The sequence below is a fragment of the Micromonospora sp. CV4 genome (assembly GCF_003667455.1).
Lineage (GTDB): Bacteria > Actinomycetota > Actinomycetes > Mycobacteriales > Micromonosporaceae > Micromonospora.
The window spans coordinates 1-14,749 of sequence record NZ_RCVI01000325.1; the positions used below are offsets into that span (position 1 = coordinate 1).

11 protein-coding genes and 1 pseudogene are annotated in these 14,749 nt (G+C 72.6%); 8 read left to right on the forward strand and 4 right to left on the reverse strand.

Annotation, left to right across the window (positions count from 1 at the left end):
- Nucleotides 1-12: 12 nt before the first annotated feature.
- Nucleotides 13-1,131: a phosphatase PAP2 family protein gene (locus EAD98_RS22960; RefSeq protein WP_233578843.1), complete on the reverse strand. Its 1,119-nt coding sequence runs from the start codon at nt 1,129-1,131 to the stop codon at nt 13-15.
- 150 nt (nt 1,132-1,281) lie between these two features.
- Here EAD98_RS22960 and EAD98_RS22965 point away from each other — a divergent pair, with 150 nt between their 5' ends.
- Entirely contained in the window at nt 1,282-1,686 is a 405-nt protein-coding gene (locus tag EAD98_RS22965) for a thioesterase family protein (protein WP_121656087.1), read from the forward strand.
- Nucleotides 1,683-2,519 carry an MBL fold metallo-hydrolase gene (locus EAD98_RS22970; RefSeq protein ID WP_121656088.1) on the forward strand — a complete coding sequence of 279 codons (837 nt, stop codon included), beginning with the start codon at nt 1,683-1,685 and terminating at the stop codon, nt 2,517-2,519. Before EAD98_RS22965 ends, EAD98_RS22970 begins: the two co-directional genes overlap by 4 nt.
- On the opposite strand, the gene EAD98_RS22975 is transcribed toward EAD98_RS22970, so the two are convergent.
- Together EAD98_RS22975 and EAD98_RS22980 are read right to left on the reverse strand one after the other, a co-directional pair.
- Nucleotides 2,516-3,451 carry a carbohydrate kinase gene (locus EAD98_RS22975; RefSeq protein ID WP_121656089.1) on the reverse strand — a complete coding sequence of 312 codons (936 nt, stop codon included), beginning with the start codon at nt 3,449-3,451 and terminating at the stop codon, nt 2,516-2,518. The genes EAD98_RS22970 and EAD98_RS22975 overlap by 4 nt on opposite strands.
- 138 nt (nt 3,452-3,589) lie before the next feature.
- Entirely contained in the window at nt 3,590-4,741 is a 1,152-nt protein-coding gene (locus EAD98_RS22980; RefSeq protein ID WP_121656090.1) for an XdhC family protein, read from the reverse strand.
- A 234-nt stretch (nt 4,742-4,975) separates the two neighbouring features.
- Between EAD98_RS22980 and EAD98_RS22985 the strand changes: the two genes are divergently transcribed.
- From EAD98_RS22985 to EAD98_RS23000, 4 genes are all read left to right on the forward strand, one after another.
- Nucleotides 4,976-5,440 (forward strand): (2Fe-2S)-binding protein, encoded by a 465-nt coding sequence (locus EAD98_RS22985; protein ID WP_199723506.1) that lies wholly within the window; start codon nt 4,976-4,978, stop codon nt 5,438-5,440.
- Nucleotides 5,427-6,422, forward strand: coding sequence for a xanthine dehydrogenase family protein subunit M (locus EAD98_RS22990; protein ID WP_121656092.1), 996 nt, complete (start codon nt 5,427-5,429; stop codon nt 6,420-6,422). Before EAD98_RS22985 ends, EAD98_RS22990 begins: the two co-directional genes overlap by 14 nt.
- Nucleotides 6,419-8,650: a xanthine dehydrogenase family protein molybdopterin-binding subunit gene (locus EAD98_RS22995; RefSeq protein WP_121656093.1), complete on the forward strand. Its 2,232-nt coding sequence runs from the start codon at nt 6,419-6,421 to the stop codon at nt 8,648-8,650. The genes EAD98_RS22990 and EAD98_RS22995 overlap by 4 nt, the downstream gene beginning before the upstream one ends.
- Before the next feature lie 295 nt (nt 8,651-8,945).
- Complete coding sequence (locus tag EAD98_RS23000; RefSeq protein WP_121656094.1) at nt 8,946-10,001, forward strand: lytic polysaccharide monooxygenase; 1,056 nt, start codon at nt 8,946-8,948, stop codon at nt 9,999-10,001.
- Between the two features lie 93 nt (nt 10,002-10,094).
- Here EAD98_RS23000 and asnB read toward each other — a convergent pair whose 3' ends face one another.
- Nucleotides 10,095-12,056 carry an asparagine synthase (glutamine-hydrolyzing) gene (asnB, locus tag EAD98_RS23005; protein WP_121656096.1) on the reverse strand — a complete coding sequence of 654 codons (1,962 nt, stop codon included), beginning with the start codon at nt 12,054-12,056 and terminating at the stop codon, nt 10,095-10,097.
- Between the two features lie 133 nt (nt 12,057-12,189).
- On the opposite strand from asnB, the gene EAD98_RS23010 reads away from it, so the two are divergent.
- Together EAD98_RS23010 and EAD98_RS31020 are read left to right on the forward strand one after the other, a co-directional pair.
- On the forward strand, nt 12,190-13,671 hold the full coding sequence (locus tag EAD98_RS23010) for an aminopeptidase P family protein (RefSeq protein ID WP_121656095.1): 1,482 nt from the start codon (nt 12,190-12,192) through the stop codon (nt 13,669-13,671).
- Between the two features lie 294 nt (nt 13,672-13,965).
- A pseudogene (locus EAD98_RS31020) lies at nt 13,966-14,749 on the forward strand (right-handed parallel beta-helix repeat-containing protein); the annotation flags it as partial.

Below are 14,749 nucleotides of genomic sequence, written 5' to 3' on the forward strand. Positions count from 1 at the left end.
GCGCCGGCGGCGTCAGCGGTCGGCGGGTACCGCGGGCTGGTCGGAGGCGCCCGGCGCGACCCGCGCGGGTTGTCCGCCGGCCGGCCGTTCCGAGGTGGTTTCCGGCGGGTCCGCCGTGCCGTCCGGGCCGGTGATCTCCCCCGGCGGCGGCTCCGCGGCGACCGGGGCGGACCCGGCGCGTCGGGCCCGCAGCGCCGCCCACCCGCGCTCGGCCAGGCCGACCACCAGGAAGGTCAGCCCGACGTACGTCCAGCCGACCAGCACGTCGATCACGTAGTGCTCACCCGAGTAGACCAGGGTGAAGGTCATCGCCAGCGGGTACGCGAGCAGCAGCGGCCACCAGCGGCGGCGGGTGGTGTGCAGGAAGAAGAGCACCACGAACAGCGCCCACGCGGTGTGCAGCGACGGCATCGCGGCGACCGGGTTCGAGGCGATCTGGCCGGCGTTGAGCACGTTGCCGGCGCCGTGCATGCCGAACGCCTTCCACCCCCGGGTGGAGATCCGGGCGACCTCGGTGAGCAGGCCGTTCTGCGCCGCCCACCACGGCGGCGCCGCCGGGTAGAGGAAGTAGGTGGCCAGGCCGGCGGCGCAGAGGAAGCCCCAGCGCCGCATGTACGCCGCCCAGCGGTGCCGGTCCCGTAGCCAGAGCACGGCGGCGGCGGCCAGCGCGACCACGAAGTGCGAGAAGTACACCCAGCTCGCCGCGACGTCGTACCACTGCAGCTGCGGGTGGTAGAGGTGCTCCTGCAACCAGATGGTGGGCACCTCGCCGCCGGTGGCCCAGCCGAACATGAACCGGTCGGCGACGATCAGCTCCATCGCGTGCGGGGTGGCCCCGTTGTCGGCGAACCCTCGGGAGAGGTTGTACGCGGCGAGCAGCAGGACCACCGGCACCCAGTCCCGGGCGAAGCGCAGGTGACTTCGCCACGGCCGGTCGCTGTTCCAGGCGATGGTGCCCGCCCAGATCCAGACGAACGCGTACGCGGGGTCGGTGGGAAGCCCGATGCCCAGCCAGGCGGCCACGAAGGCGACCGCCCAGATCGTCATGGCGACGATGCGCCGACGGCCCCCGTCCGGGGACGCGGGCGGGTCGGTCCGGGCGGGGGGTTGGGGGTCAGTCACGACGGCCATCGCGGTCAAGGTTAACGACGGGTGCGGCATCGACCGACGGGGACCACCCGGAGGACCCGTTCGCAGGTGGGCGACGGCGGGCCCCGACGGGTGCGGCGGGATCGCCGGGCGAGTGCTCGGCGGGCTCGGCGAGCACCTAGGCTGGCGACCATGCAGGAGCAGCCCGAGCCGGCCTTCGCGCCGGGTCTGACCGCCCAGGTCGAGTTGACCGTCACCGACGCGGACACCGCCCAGGCGGTCGGTTCCGGGGACGTGCCGGTGCTCGGCACACCCCGGGTGCTCGCGCTGGCCGAGGCGGCCACCGTCGCGGCGACCGCGACCACGATGCCGTCCGGGTCGACGACCGTGGGGACCCGGGTCGAGCTGGAGCACCTGGCGCCGACCGTGGTCGGCCGGACGGTCCGGGCGCAGGCTCTGCTGGCGGCCGTCGACGGTCGCCGGCTGTCGTTCGAGGTGACCGTCACCGAGGGTGACGAGACGGTGGCCCGGGGTCGGGTGGAACGGATCCTGGTGGACCGGCAACGCTTCGTCGACCGTGCCGGGCGGGCATCATGACCGGCGGATTCGTCGAGGTCGCCGACCGGGTGCACGTGCTGCGCGAGCCGCTGCTGCGGGTCAACGTCACCCTGGTCGTCGGCGACGCCGAGGCGCTGCTGGTGGACACCCTCTCCTCGGCGGCCCAGGCCACCGAGCTGGCCGCCGCCGTCCGGGCGGTCACCGACCGTCCGCTGACGCTGGTCAACACCCACCACCACTACGACCACTGCTTCGGCAACGCCGTCCTGGCCGGCGACCCGCCCCGCCCGGTCTACGCGCACGCGCTCGCCGCCACGGCGCTGCGCGAGCAGCCGGAGCGGCTGCGCCGGGAGGCGTACGAGGAGGTGCGCGAGGAGCACCCCGCGCTCGCCGCCGAGCTGGCCGACACACCGCTGCTCGCCCCGACGCACATCGTGCACACCGAGACGGCACTCGACCTGGGCGGCCGGCGGGTGCTGCTGCGTCACCCCGGGCGGGGGCACACCGACGCCGATCTGGTGGTGCACGTACCCGACGCGAACGTGCTGGTCGCCGGGGATCTGGTGGAGCAGAGCGGGCCGCCCGCCTTCGAGGACTCGTACCCCCTGCAGTGGCCGGACGCGGTCGCCGACCTGCTCCGGCTGGCGACGGTGGGCACGGTGGTGGTGCCGGGCCACGGCGACCCGGTGGACGTGGAGTTCGTCCGCGCGCAGCACGCCGAGCTGGCGAAGCTGGCCTGGCTGATCCGGGCCGGGCACACCGGCGGCGCGCCGCCGGAACGGGTCGCCGCCGAGGCGCCCTTCGGCGCCCGCGCCGCCGTCGTCGCCGCCCGCCGCGGCTACCGCGAACTCGACGGCGCGGTCGAGGTCTAGCCTCCGAAGCGGCGCTGGACGTCGTCGCGGGTGGGCATGGCGGTGGCGCCGCCCGGTGACTCGCAGACCAGGCCGGCCACCCGCAGCGCGAACGCCACCCGCCCGACCCAGCCCTCCGGGTCGGCCGGTTCACCGTCGAGGAGCAGATCGGCGATCAACGCGGCCATCACCGAGTCGCCGGCACCGGTGGCGTCGATCGCGTCGACCCGGGGCGCCGGTACCCGGACCGGGTCGGAATCGGCGGCGGCCAGCACCGCGCCGGCCGCGCCGAGCGTCACCACGACCGTCGCGGCGCCCAGCTCGCGCAGGTACGCGGCCACCCCCTCGACCGGCTCACCCGGGTAGAGCAGCTCGGCGTCGGCGGTGCTCAGCTTGACCAGGTGCGCGCCGGCGGCGAACTCGGCCACCACCTCGCGCAACCCCGCCAGCGCGCCCGGCCCGTGCAGGAGCCGGGGGCGCACGTTCGGGTCGAAGACCCGCAGGCCGGTGGCGAGCCCCCAGGCACGCCGGGCGGCCGCCAGCGTGTCGGGTCGCAGCAGCACGACGGAGCCGCAGTAGAGCACGTCCGCGCCCTCCAGCAGCGCCAGGTCGAGATCCTCGGGAGCGAGCAGGCCGTAGGAGGGCGGCTCCCCGTAGAAGCGGAAGTCGGGTTCCGGGCCGGCGAAGGTGACCACCGCGAGGGTGGTCGGCGCCGCCACCGTGACCGCGCCGGCCAGCTCGACATCGGCCGCGGTCAGGAACGCGCGGATCCGGCCGGCCAGCACGTCGTCGCCGAGTGAACCGACGAACTGCGCCGCGCCACCGAGCCGGGCCACCCCGACGGCGACGTTGAGCGGCGCGCCGCCGATCGCCTGCCGGTAGACCCGCTCGCCGTCCCGCTCGGTGTCGAGCAGATCGACGAGCGCCTCGCCGAGCACCACCGCGTATCCCATGCCGGTCCCTTCGTCGTCGCCTGCCGCCCCACCGCCCGCCTCGGCGATCGGCGTGGCACCAGGCTGGCACAGCGTGTGGCCCGGCGGGTCCGGAAGGCGCGGTCCGGCCCGACCGGGGCACCGCCGCAGCGGCCCGTGCTATCCCGCCCGGTGGATCGGCCCGCCGGACGCGGTCAGAGGACGGCCGCTCCCACCCCAACGGCTCGCGACGATCTGCGCGGCCACGCTCACCGCGGTCTCCTCCGGGGTACGCCCACCGAGGTCCAGCCCGATCGGCGAGGCGAGCCGAGCGAGCTGCTCCGGGCTCAGCCCCGCCTCGCGCAGCAGCTTGTGCCGCTCGTCGTGGGTGCGCCGCGAACCCATCGCGCCGACGTACGCCAGCTGGTGCCGCAGCGCCAGCGCCAGCAGCGGAATGTCGAACTTCGGGTCGTGGGTCAGCACGCAGACCACCGTCCGCCCGTCGACCCGGCCGGCGTCCAACTCGGTCCCCAGGTAGCGGTGCGGCCACTGCACCACGACCTCGTCCGCCTCGGGGAAACGCCGAGGGGTGGCGAAGACCGGACGGGCGTCGCAGACGGTCACCCGGTAGCCGAGGAACGTGCCGATCCGGGCCACCGCGGCGGCGAAGTCGATCGCCCCGAAGACGATCATCCGGGGCGGGGTGGCGTAGGCGGTCACGAAGAGGCTCAGGCCAGCGCCTCGACGCTGCCCGTGGTAGCCGTACCGGAGCACCCCGCTGTGCCCGGCGGCGAGCAGCCCGAGGGCGTCGGCGGTGGCGGCGGCGTCCAGCCGGTCGTCGCCGAGCGAGCCGGTCACCCGCTGCCCGGTCAGCACCAGGCGGCGTCCCAGTCGCCCCGCCGGGTCGGCCGGCGCCGCGCCGGGCGGGTCGCCGGCGTCGGCCGCGACGCAGGTGACCACCGCCACGGGTCGGCCGGCGCGGCGTGCCGCGTCGACCGCGTCCAGCTCCACGAGACGGCCGGCGTCGATCCGCTCCACGAACACGTCGAGCTCCCCGCCGCAGGTCAGGCCCGCGGTGTACGCGGTGTCGTCGCTGACGCCGTAGCGGGTCAGTTCGGGGGCGCCGGTGTCGAGCACGCGGCGGGCCCGTTCGTAGAGGTCGGCCTCGACGCAGCCGCCGGAGACGCTGCCGGTGACCGCGCCGTCGGCCGCGACCAGCATGCTGGCGCCGGGCGGCTGCGGCGCGGACCGCCAGGTGGCCACGACGGTGGCCAGGGCGACCGCCTCGCCGGCGCGGCAGCGGCGGTGCGCCTCGTCGAACACGTCCGGCACGCTCCGCCGCCTCTCCGTCTCTCCGTCTCGCCGCCGCGTCGGCCGGCCCGTGCCGGCCAGGCCCGTCGGTCCGGCGACATCGCCATGAAAGCGGCAAACAGTCCTTATGCGAAGGATATGGTCGGTTTCAACTGGAGGAGGTGCGAGTTGGTGAAGTCCTACCAGGCGCTGCGTACCGCGCCGAGCCCCGACCACGCGGTGGTCCGCGGTCCCGGCGCCGTCGAGGTCCACCTCATGGTGAACGGGGAATCCCGGACGACGACCGTCGAGCCACGGGTCAGCCTGCTCGACGCCCTGCGCGACCGGCTCGAACTGACGGGGACCAAGAAGGGCTGCAACCAGGGCGCCTGCGGCGCCTGCACGGTGTGGGTGGACGGACGCCGCGTGCTGTCCTGCCTCACCCTGGCGATCACCTGCGAGAACCGCGAGGTGACCACGATCGAGGGACTGTCCGACGGCGACACCCTGCACCCGGTGCAGCAGGCGTTCCTGGACTGCGACGCCTTCCAGTGCGGCTACTGCACATCCGGGCAGATCATGTCCGTGGTGGCGCTGCTGGCCGAGGGGCACGCCGGCGACGACATGGAGATCCGGGAGTGGATGAGCGGCAACATCTGCCGCTGCGCCGCGTACCCGCACATCCGTGCTGCCGTCCGCCAGGTCCGCGACCAGGGAGGCACCGCCGATGCGGCCCGTTAGCTACTCGCGCGCCACCGACGTCGGCAGCGCGATCGGCGCGGTGAGCGCCGACCCGGAGAGCACCTTCCTGGCCGGTGGCACCACCCAGATCGACCTGCTGCGCATCTACGTCGAGCAGCCGCGCCGCCTCGTCGACATCAACGACCTGCCGCTGAACCGCGTCGAGGAGCTGCCCGGCGGAGGGCTGCGGCTCGGCGGACTGGCCCGGATGAGCGACGTGGCCGAGGAGCCGGAGCTGGTTCGCCGTTACCCGATGGTCGCCGAGGCGCTGCTGCTCGGCGCCTCCCCGCAGCTGCGCAACATGGCCACCCTCGGCGGCAACCTGTTGCAGCGGGTGCGGTGCGGCTACTTCCGCGACACCGCGGCGGCCTGCAACAAACGCGTCCCCGGCAGCGGGTGCAGCGCGATCGAGGGGATCAACCGGGGGCACGCCGTGCTCGGCACCAGCGAGCGCTGCATCGCCACCCATCCGTCCGACCTGGCCGTCGCGCTGGTCGCGCTGGACGCCGTGGTGCAGACCGAGGGACCGGGCGGCCCGCGGAGCATCCCGATCGACGACTTCTTCCTGCTTCCCGGCGAGACCCCGGAGCGGGAACATCCGCTGGCCCACGGCGAGCTGGTCACCGGGATCGACCTGCCGCCGGCACCGGTCGCGGCCACGTCCCGGTACATCAAGATCCGTGATCGCGAGTCGTACGAGTTCGCGCTCGCCTCGGTCGCGGCGGCCATCGCGATGAGCGGCGGCCAGATCACGGAGGTACGGCTGGCCCTGGGCGGGGTGGCCACCAAACCGTGGCGGGCCCGCGCGGCCGAGCAGGTGCTCGTCGGCGCTCCGGCGACCACCGAGTCGTTCCGCCGGGCGGCGGCGGCCGAGCTGGCGCCGGCGGTGTCGCACGGGATGAACGCCTTCAAGATCGAGCTGGCCCGGCGGACGATCGTCCGGGCCCTGGAGCAGCTGACGCAGCGGGAGGTGGCGGCATGAGCCCGGCGATCGGCGCGACGCTCAACCGGGTGGACGGGCGCGCCAAGGTACGCGGCGAGGCACGCTACTCCGCGGAGGTCCCGGTGACCGGCCTGGTCCACGGCGTGCTGGTCGGCGCCACGGTGGCCAGCGGCCGGATCACCGCGATCGACACCGTCGAGGCCGAGCGGGCCGACGGGGTGCTGGCCGTGTTCACCCATCGCGATCTGGACCGGGTCGCCACCGTGCCGAAGCTGCTCCCGTCGCTGGCCGGGCTGGCCGCGCCGGGCCAGACCTTCTTCCCGATGCAGGACGAGACGATCCACTACGCCGGTCAGCCCATCGCCCTCGTGGTCGCCGACACCATCGAACGTGCCGAGCACGCGGGCACCCTGATCCGCGTCGAGTACGCCGCCACGCCCGCCATCACCCTGATCGACCAGGCCCGGGACCAGGCGTACGTGCCCGAGCGGATCTTCGGCGGGCTGCTGCCCGGGCACGGGTCCCGCGGTGACGTGGCGAAGGCGCTGGCCGAGGCGGAGGTGTGCGTGGACGCGACGTACCGGTTCGCGCCCAACCACCACAACCCGATCGAGGCGTCCGCCAGCACGGCCGTATGGGAGGACATCGACCGGTTGACCGTCTACGACTCGACCCAGGGACCGAACGCTACCCAGTTCACCGTCGCGGCGCTGCTCGGCCTGCCGCCGATCTCGATCCGGGTGGTGAGCCACGCCGTCGGCGGCAGTTTCGGCTCCAAGGCGATGATCTGGCACCACCCGGCGCTGGCCGCGCTCGCCGCCCGGCAGGTTGGCCGGCCGGTGCGGCTGGCGCTGACCCGGGAGCAGATGTTCACCTCCTGCGGGCACCGCGAGGAGCAGGAGCAGCGGATCACCCTCGGGGCCCACGCGGACGGTCGGATCACCGCGCTGCGCCACCACAAACTGTCCCTCACCTCCCAGTTCGACGACTGGGCCGAGCCGTCGTTGCAGAGTCCGGCCGTGGCGTACACGAGCCCCCACTACGAGGGGGTCTACCACCTGATCCGGGGCAACACGATCACCCCGACCTTCATGCGCGCCCCCGGTGAGGCGACCGGCATGTTCGCCCTCGAATGCGCGATGGACGAGCTGGCCGAGCGGGTCGGGATCGACCCGGTGGAGCTGCGGCTGCGCAACTGCTCCGACACCGATCCGGAGAGCGGGCACCCCTGGTCCAGCAGCGGGCTGAAGGAGTGCTACCAGCGGGCGTCCGAGCTGTTCGGCTGGGCCGACCGCGACTCCCGGCCCCGGCGCGAGGGCCAGTGGCTGATCGGCAGTGGCATGGCCAGCGCGCTCTACCCGGTGACCCAACCGGTGAACCCGCAGCGCGCCCGGGCCCGGCTCTACAACGACGGGACCGCGGTCGTCGAGGCCGGCGTGTCGGAGTTCGGCACCGGCGTCTACACCGCGATGACCCAGGTCGCGGCGGACGCGCTCGGCCTGCCGGTGGAGCGGGTGCGGTTCGTCGGCGGGAGCAGTGACCTGCCGAACGTCACCGCCGCCGTCGGCTCCGCCGGCACCAGCGCGGTCGGTTCCGCCGTACACCTGGCGGTGACCCAGCTTCGCGACGAGCTGATCGGGCGAGCGGTCGCCGACGACCACTCGCCCCTGCACGGCGCGGACCCCGCCGGGGTGGTCGTGCAGGACGGCCGGATGGCACGGCGCGACCGGCCCGACGTCGGCGAGACGTACGCCGATCTGATGCAGCGCACCCTGACTCCGGACGTGGAGGTGCTCGGCACCTGGACGCCGCCACCGCAGGACGCCGGGTACGGGGTGCACACCTTCGGCGCGCAGATGGCCGAGGTGGCGGTCGACGCCGACCTCGGCGTGGTCCGGGTGCGCCGGATGGTCGGGGTGTTCGCGCCCGGCCGGGTGCTCAACCGCAAGACCGCCCACAGCCAGTTGATGGGCGGCATGCTGTGGGGGCTCGGCCAGGCGCTGCTGGAGGCCACCCGGATGGATCCCCGGTCGGGTCGTTGGACCAACGCCAGCCTCGGCGACTACCTGGTGGCGGTCAACGCGGACGCGCCGGACGTGGTGGTGGACACCATCGAGGTGCACGACGAGGTCGTGAACCCGCTCGGGATGAAGGGCGTCGGGGAGATCGGCGTGGTGGGTGCGGCCGCCGCGATCGCCAACGCCGTGCACCACGCCACCGGCCGTCGGCAGTACGAGCTGCCGATCACCCTGGAGAAGCTGCTCTGAAGACGGCCTGACACATCGAGAACCGACTATTGCGTTGCGGCCGGGCGGCATGGTGGGATGACGCGTACCGGGCGGTGCGAGGGCTGCCGCACCGCCGGTTGCCGGGTTCGTTCGACGCGAGGGCGCCGGTCCACGACAGGGACCGTTGACGGCGCGTGTCCACCGGCCGATCCCCTGCCGGGGCACGCACCGTGATCGTCGCTTCCGTTCCTTGCAGCGGGGCGATCAGGCCACATCCCCCACCCGATTGCGGCGGGGCGGCTCGGGCGGCGCGCCTCGCGAGTCAGGAGAACCCGTGAACCGTTCCCGTACGGCCGCGTTGCTCACCGCAGCCGTGGCCCTCAGCCTGGGCGCCGTCGCCCTGGCGTCCAGTCCGGAGCCGGCCGCCGCGCACGGCGCGGCCATGACCCCCGGCAGCCGCACCTTCCTGTGCTGGCAGGACGGCCTGAGCCAGACCGGCGAGATCCGGCCGAACAACCCTGCGTGCTCCGCCGCCGTGGCGCAGAGTGGCGCGAACTCGCTCTACAACTGGTTCAGCGTGCTGCGCTCCGACGCCGGCGGCCGGACGGTCGGCTTCATCCCGGACGGGCAGCTGTGCAGCGGCGGCAACCCCGGCTACCGGGGCTACGACCTGCCCCGCACCGACTGGCCGCTGACCCACCTGACCGCCGGCGCGCGGCTGGACTTCCGGTACAGCAACTGGGCGCACCACCCGGGCACCTTCTACTTCTACGTGACCAAGAACAGCTGGAGCCCGACCCGGGCGCTCGCCTGGGGCGACCTGGAGGAGCAGCCGTTCCTGACGGTGACCAACCCGCCGCAGCGTGGCGGGGTCGGCACCAACGAGGGGCACTACTACTTCAGCGGCAACCTGCCGTCGGGCAAGAGCGGCCGGCACATCATCTACTCCCGCTGGGTGCGTTCGGACTCGCAGGAGAACTTCTTCGGCTGCTCCGACGTGACCTTCGACGGCGGCAACGGCCAGGTGACCGGCGTAGGTCCGGGCGGCACCCCGCCGCCGAACCCGACCACCCCGCCGCCGCACGGCGGTGACTGCATGGCGGTCTACAAGGTCGTCAGCGCGTGGCAGGGCGGCTTCCAGGGCGAAGTCATGATCATGAATCACGGCAGTACGCCGTTCGCCGGCTGGACCGCGAGCTGGACCTGGCCCAGCGGGCAGTCGATCAGTCAGATCTGGAACGCCACCCAGAGCTCGTCCGGCTCCTCGGTGACGGCCACCAACGTCGCGCACAACGGCACGGTCGCACCCGAAGGCACCACAACCTTCGGCTTCCTGGCAAGCACCACAGGCACCAACACCCTCCCCACAGTCACCTGCGCCCGCCGCTGACCCACTCCCCCTGGAAATGATCAAGAGGTTTGCGTCACCGGAACGACTCCGGATGACGCAAACCTCTTGATCAACAGGGGTGGGGTCGGGAGGTCAGCGGACCATGGAGCCGACCACCGGCTTCGTCAGCAGGGCGGACTGGTTGCGCTGGATGCCCGGGTCGAGGGTCTTGGCCACGAAGATGGCGTGCCAGATGCAGAAGATCAACACGGTCCACACCTTGCGGGAGTGGTCGGCCTCCTCCCGCTTGTGCTCGTCGAGCAGCCGCAGCGCGTACGACAGGTCGAGCAGGTCGCCCGCGCCCGAGGTGCTCAGCACGTGCCGGGCCCACTCGTACATCTCGCCGCGCAGCCACACCCGGGTCGGGGTCGGGAAGCCCAGCTTCTTGCGGTTGACGATGGCCGGCGGAACGACGCCCTGCAACGCCTGACGCATCGCGTACTTGGTGGCGTCCGAGCGCGGCGGCAGCTTGAGGTCCACCGGGATCTTCGCCGCGACGTCGAACACCGCGCGGTCGAGGAACGGCACCCGCACCTCCAGCGAGTGGGACATCGAGATCCGGTCGGCCTTGACCAGGATGTCCCCGCGCAGCCAGGTGTAGAGGTCGACGTACTGCATCTTGGTGACGTCGTCCAGCTCGGTGCACTCCGCGTAGATCGGGGCGGTCACGTCGGTGTAGCGCACCGAGGGGTCGTAGCGGCGCAGGAGCTGCTGCTTCTCCTCCTCGGTGAACATCCGCGCGTTGCCGTAGTACCGCTCCTCGATCGGGGTGGTGCCGCGCTCCAGGAAGCTCTTGCCCTTGACCCCCTGCGGAATCGCCTTGGAGACGGCGCGCAGCCCCTTCTGCACCCCGCCGGGCAGGCCGTTGACGGTGCCCAGCGACAGCGGCTCGCGGTAGATCGTGTAGCCGCCGAAGAACTCGTCGGCCCCCTCGCCGGAGAGCACCACCGTGACGTGCTCGGCGGCCTTCTTCGCCACGAAGTAGAGCGGCACCAGCGCCGGGTCGGCCACCGGGTCGTCCAGATGCCAGACGATCTTCGGCAGCGCGTCGATCATGTCCTGCGGACCGATCTTGGTGGGGATGGTGGTGACGTCCAGGTGCCGGGCCGAGTCCTGCGCGACGTCGATCTCCGAATAGCCCGGCACGTCGTAGCCGACGGTGAAGGTCAGGATGTTCGGGTTGAACTCCCGGGCCAGCGCGACCACCGCGGTGGAGTCGATGCCGCTGGACAGGAACGAGCCGACCGGCACGTCGGAGCGCATGTGCATGCGCACGCTCTCCCGCAGCGTCTCCCGGATCTCGTGGTACAGCTTCTGCTCGTCGTCGACCGGCGCCGGCCGGAACACCGGCCGGTACCACCGGCGGACGTCGATCCGGCCGCCCGGGGTCCAGGTCAGGTACTCCCCGGAGCCGATCCGGTTGATGCCCTTGTGCAGGGTGCCGGGCTCGGGGACGTACTGCAGGGTCAGGTAGTGGCTGAGGTTGGCCGCGTCGACGCCCGCGTCGCCCTGGTAGCTGCTGTGCGCGAACGGCAGCAGCGCCTTCTTCTCCGAGGCCAGGTAGAGCCCGTCGGCGGTCTCCAGGTAGTGCATCGGCTTGATGCCGAAGTAGTCGCGGGCGCCGAACGCGCGCCGCTCCTGCCGGTCCCAGATGACGAAGGCGAACATGCCGCGCAACCGGGTGAGCACCTGCTCGCCCCAGAAGTGGTAGCCGGCGACGATCACCTCGCCGTCACCGGCGGTGGCGAACTGGGCGCCGAAGTCCCGGGCCAGCTCGTCGCGCAGCTCGATGTAGTTGTAGATCTCACCGTTGAAGGTCAGCAGGTAACGGCCGTTCGCGTAGGGCAGCGGCTCGTGACTCGACGCGACGTCGATGATGGCGAGCCGCTTGTGGGCGAACACTCCGTCCGCGTACCGGCCGGAGGCGTCGCCGACCACCTCGACCCCTGTCTCGTCGGGGCCGCGGTGGTGCAGGCATTCCAACGCTCCGGCGATGTGGTCGCGGTGCGCGGCGGCGTTGCCGTTCGCGCTGAAGAAGGCCAGGAGTCCGCACATGGTGGTCATCTTCCCACGCGCGCCGGAGGCCCGTCGCAGCCGTCCGTCGATCCGGAGCGCTCCCGGGCGGCGCCGGCGCGAACCGGGCGCGCGGTACCGTCGGGACCAGCAATGACACGGAGGGAGCGGCGCAATGACCGAGGGACGCACCGACGGTACGCCGACGGACGGTACGGAATCGCACGATCCGGACTTCCCGGAGGCGTTCCTGTCCTTCATGCGGAAGGGCTGGCGGGACAGCGCGCTTCCGGTCGCGCCCCGGCCGGAGGCCCCGAACTACGCCAAGCGGCGGGCCGCGCTCTCGGCGGCCTTCCCGGGCGAGACGCTGGTGATCCCGACCGGCTCCGAGAAGGTCCGGGCCAACGACACCGCCTACCCGTTCCGGCCGGGCAGTGATTTCGCCTACCTGACCGGCGACCACGACCCGGACAGCGTGCTGGTGCTGCGCCCGAACGGCTCCGGGCACGACGCCATGCTGTACATGCGGCCCCGCTCGTCGCGGGAGACCGACGAGTTCTTCCGCAGCCGGCACGGCGAGCTGTGGGTGGGCCGGCGGCACACGCTCGGCGAGAAGTCCACCGAGCTGGGCCTGCCCACCGCCGACCTGACCGGCCTGGAGGCGACGCTCGCCGACCTGCCGCCGGGGCGGACCCGGGTGCTGCGCGGCTTCGACGCCCAGGTGGACGCGGCGGTCCGGCCGTACGACGGGGTCCGCGCCGAGGGGCAGCCGCCCCGCGACCGGGAGCTGGCGATCGCCATCTCGGAGCAGAAGCTCGTCAAGGACGAGTGGGAGATCGGCCAGCTCCAGGACGCGATCGACGCCACGGTGCGCGGCTTCGAGGACGTGGCCCGGATCCTGCCGGCGGACCGCGCCGTCTCGGAGCGACTGCTGGAGGGGATCTTCGCGCTGCGCGCCCGGCACGACGGCAACGACGTCGGGTACGGCTCGATCGTCGGCGCCGGCGAGCACGCCACGATCCTGCACTGGGTGCACAACCACGGCGCCACCCGGCCCGGTGACCTGCTGCTCATGGACATGGGTGTCGAGGGCCGCAACCTCTACACCGCGGACGTGACCCGGGTGCTGCCGGTCAGCGGCCGGTTCACCGCACTGCAACGCCAGGTCTACGACATCGTGTACGCCTCGCAGCAGGCCGGTATCGAGGCCATCCGGCCCGGGGTGAAGTTCAAGGACGTCCACCTGACCTGCATGCGGGTGCTCGCTGAGGGTCTGGCGGAGCTGGGTCTGCTGCCGGTGAGCGTGGACGAGGCGATGGACGAGAAGTCCTCGATCTACCGGCGGTGGACGCTGCACGGCTTCGGCCACATGCTCGGCATCGACGTGCACGACTGCTCGAACGCCCGCAAGGAGACGTACCGCGACGGCACGCTGGGCGAGGGCTACGTGCTCACCGTCGAGCCAGGTCTGTACTTCCAGCCCGAGGATGAGCTGGTTCCGGCCGAGCTGCGTGGGGTCGGCGTGCGGATCGAGGACGACGTGCTGGTCACCGCCACCGGCGCGGTGAACCTGTCGGCCGGCCTGCCGCGCACCGCCGACGAGGTGGAGACCTGGCTGGCCGAGCAGCGCGAGGCAGGGCCGCGCCTGCCGGGCTGACCCACCTGCACGACCACGGCGGACCCCGCCGCCGGGCAGCGACGTTTCGACGTCCGCGCGCCCGGCGGCGGGGTCCGTCGGCGTTTGGGCTGCTCACGCACCTTCCTGTCGACCCGGGCCCGTTCACCGGCTCCTGCCCTGACCTGAGGTGAATGCGGGCTTTTCTCGGATAAGTCCGCATCGCGAGGATGGTTCTCATACGGTGAGGATCAGTGGCTGCAACCTATTTGTAGCTGGTCGCGCGCCTTGGGCGGTGCGATCCCGTCTGGTACCAGGAAAGGGCGGAAGGCTCTGATGTCCAACGACGTAACGAGTACCGACGGCGGGGCCTCGACGGCTCCGCCGACACGACGACGGCGGGCGCTCTGGGTCGCCGGCGTGGCCGGGCTGACCGGCGTGGTCGGCCTGGCAGCCCTCGGCGGCCTTGCCGCCCGGGACGACAAGCCCGACCCCGCCCGCGTGTCCGACGCGCAGGCGCCGACCAACCGGCAGAACGTCAGCGACGCCGGTGGCGAGAACGCCGACGACGCCAAGGAGAACAGCGGCCAGGACCCGGGTGACGAGTGGAGCGGCGGCGACTGGAGCGGCTTCGACGACCAGGGCAACGACGGCAAGGACGGCAAGGACGACGACAAGCGCGACGACAAGGACCGCAACAAGCAGGTCCCCTGTGACACCGACAAGCTGATCCAGGCGATCGTCTTCGCCAACAGCAAGGACGGCGGTGTGCTGGAGCTGGCCAAGGGCTGCACCTACAACCTGACCCGCAACGACTACGAGGGCAACGGCCTGCCGGTGATCACCGAGCGGATCACCCTCAAGGGCGAGCACACCACCATCGGCCGCGACGCCACCGCCGACTACTTCCGGATCCTCAACGTCGGCCCCGGCGGGCACCTCACCCTCAAGGGCCTGAGCATCAAGGGCGGCCAGACCCTCGAACGGGCGATGACCATGGATCCGGCTACGGTCTGGGCGCCGTACTCGCCCTCGGTCCGGGCGACCGCGGCGACCGCGACGGCGGCACCGAAGCCGGGCGCGGCGGCCAAGCCGGCAGCCCCGGCGGCCAAGCCCGCGG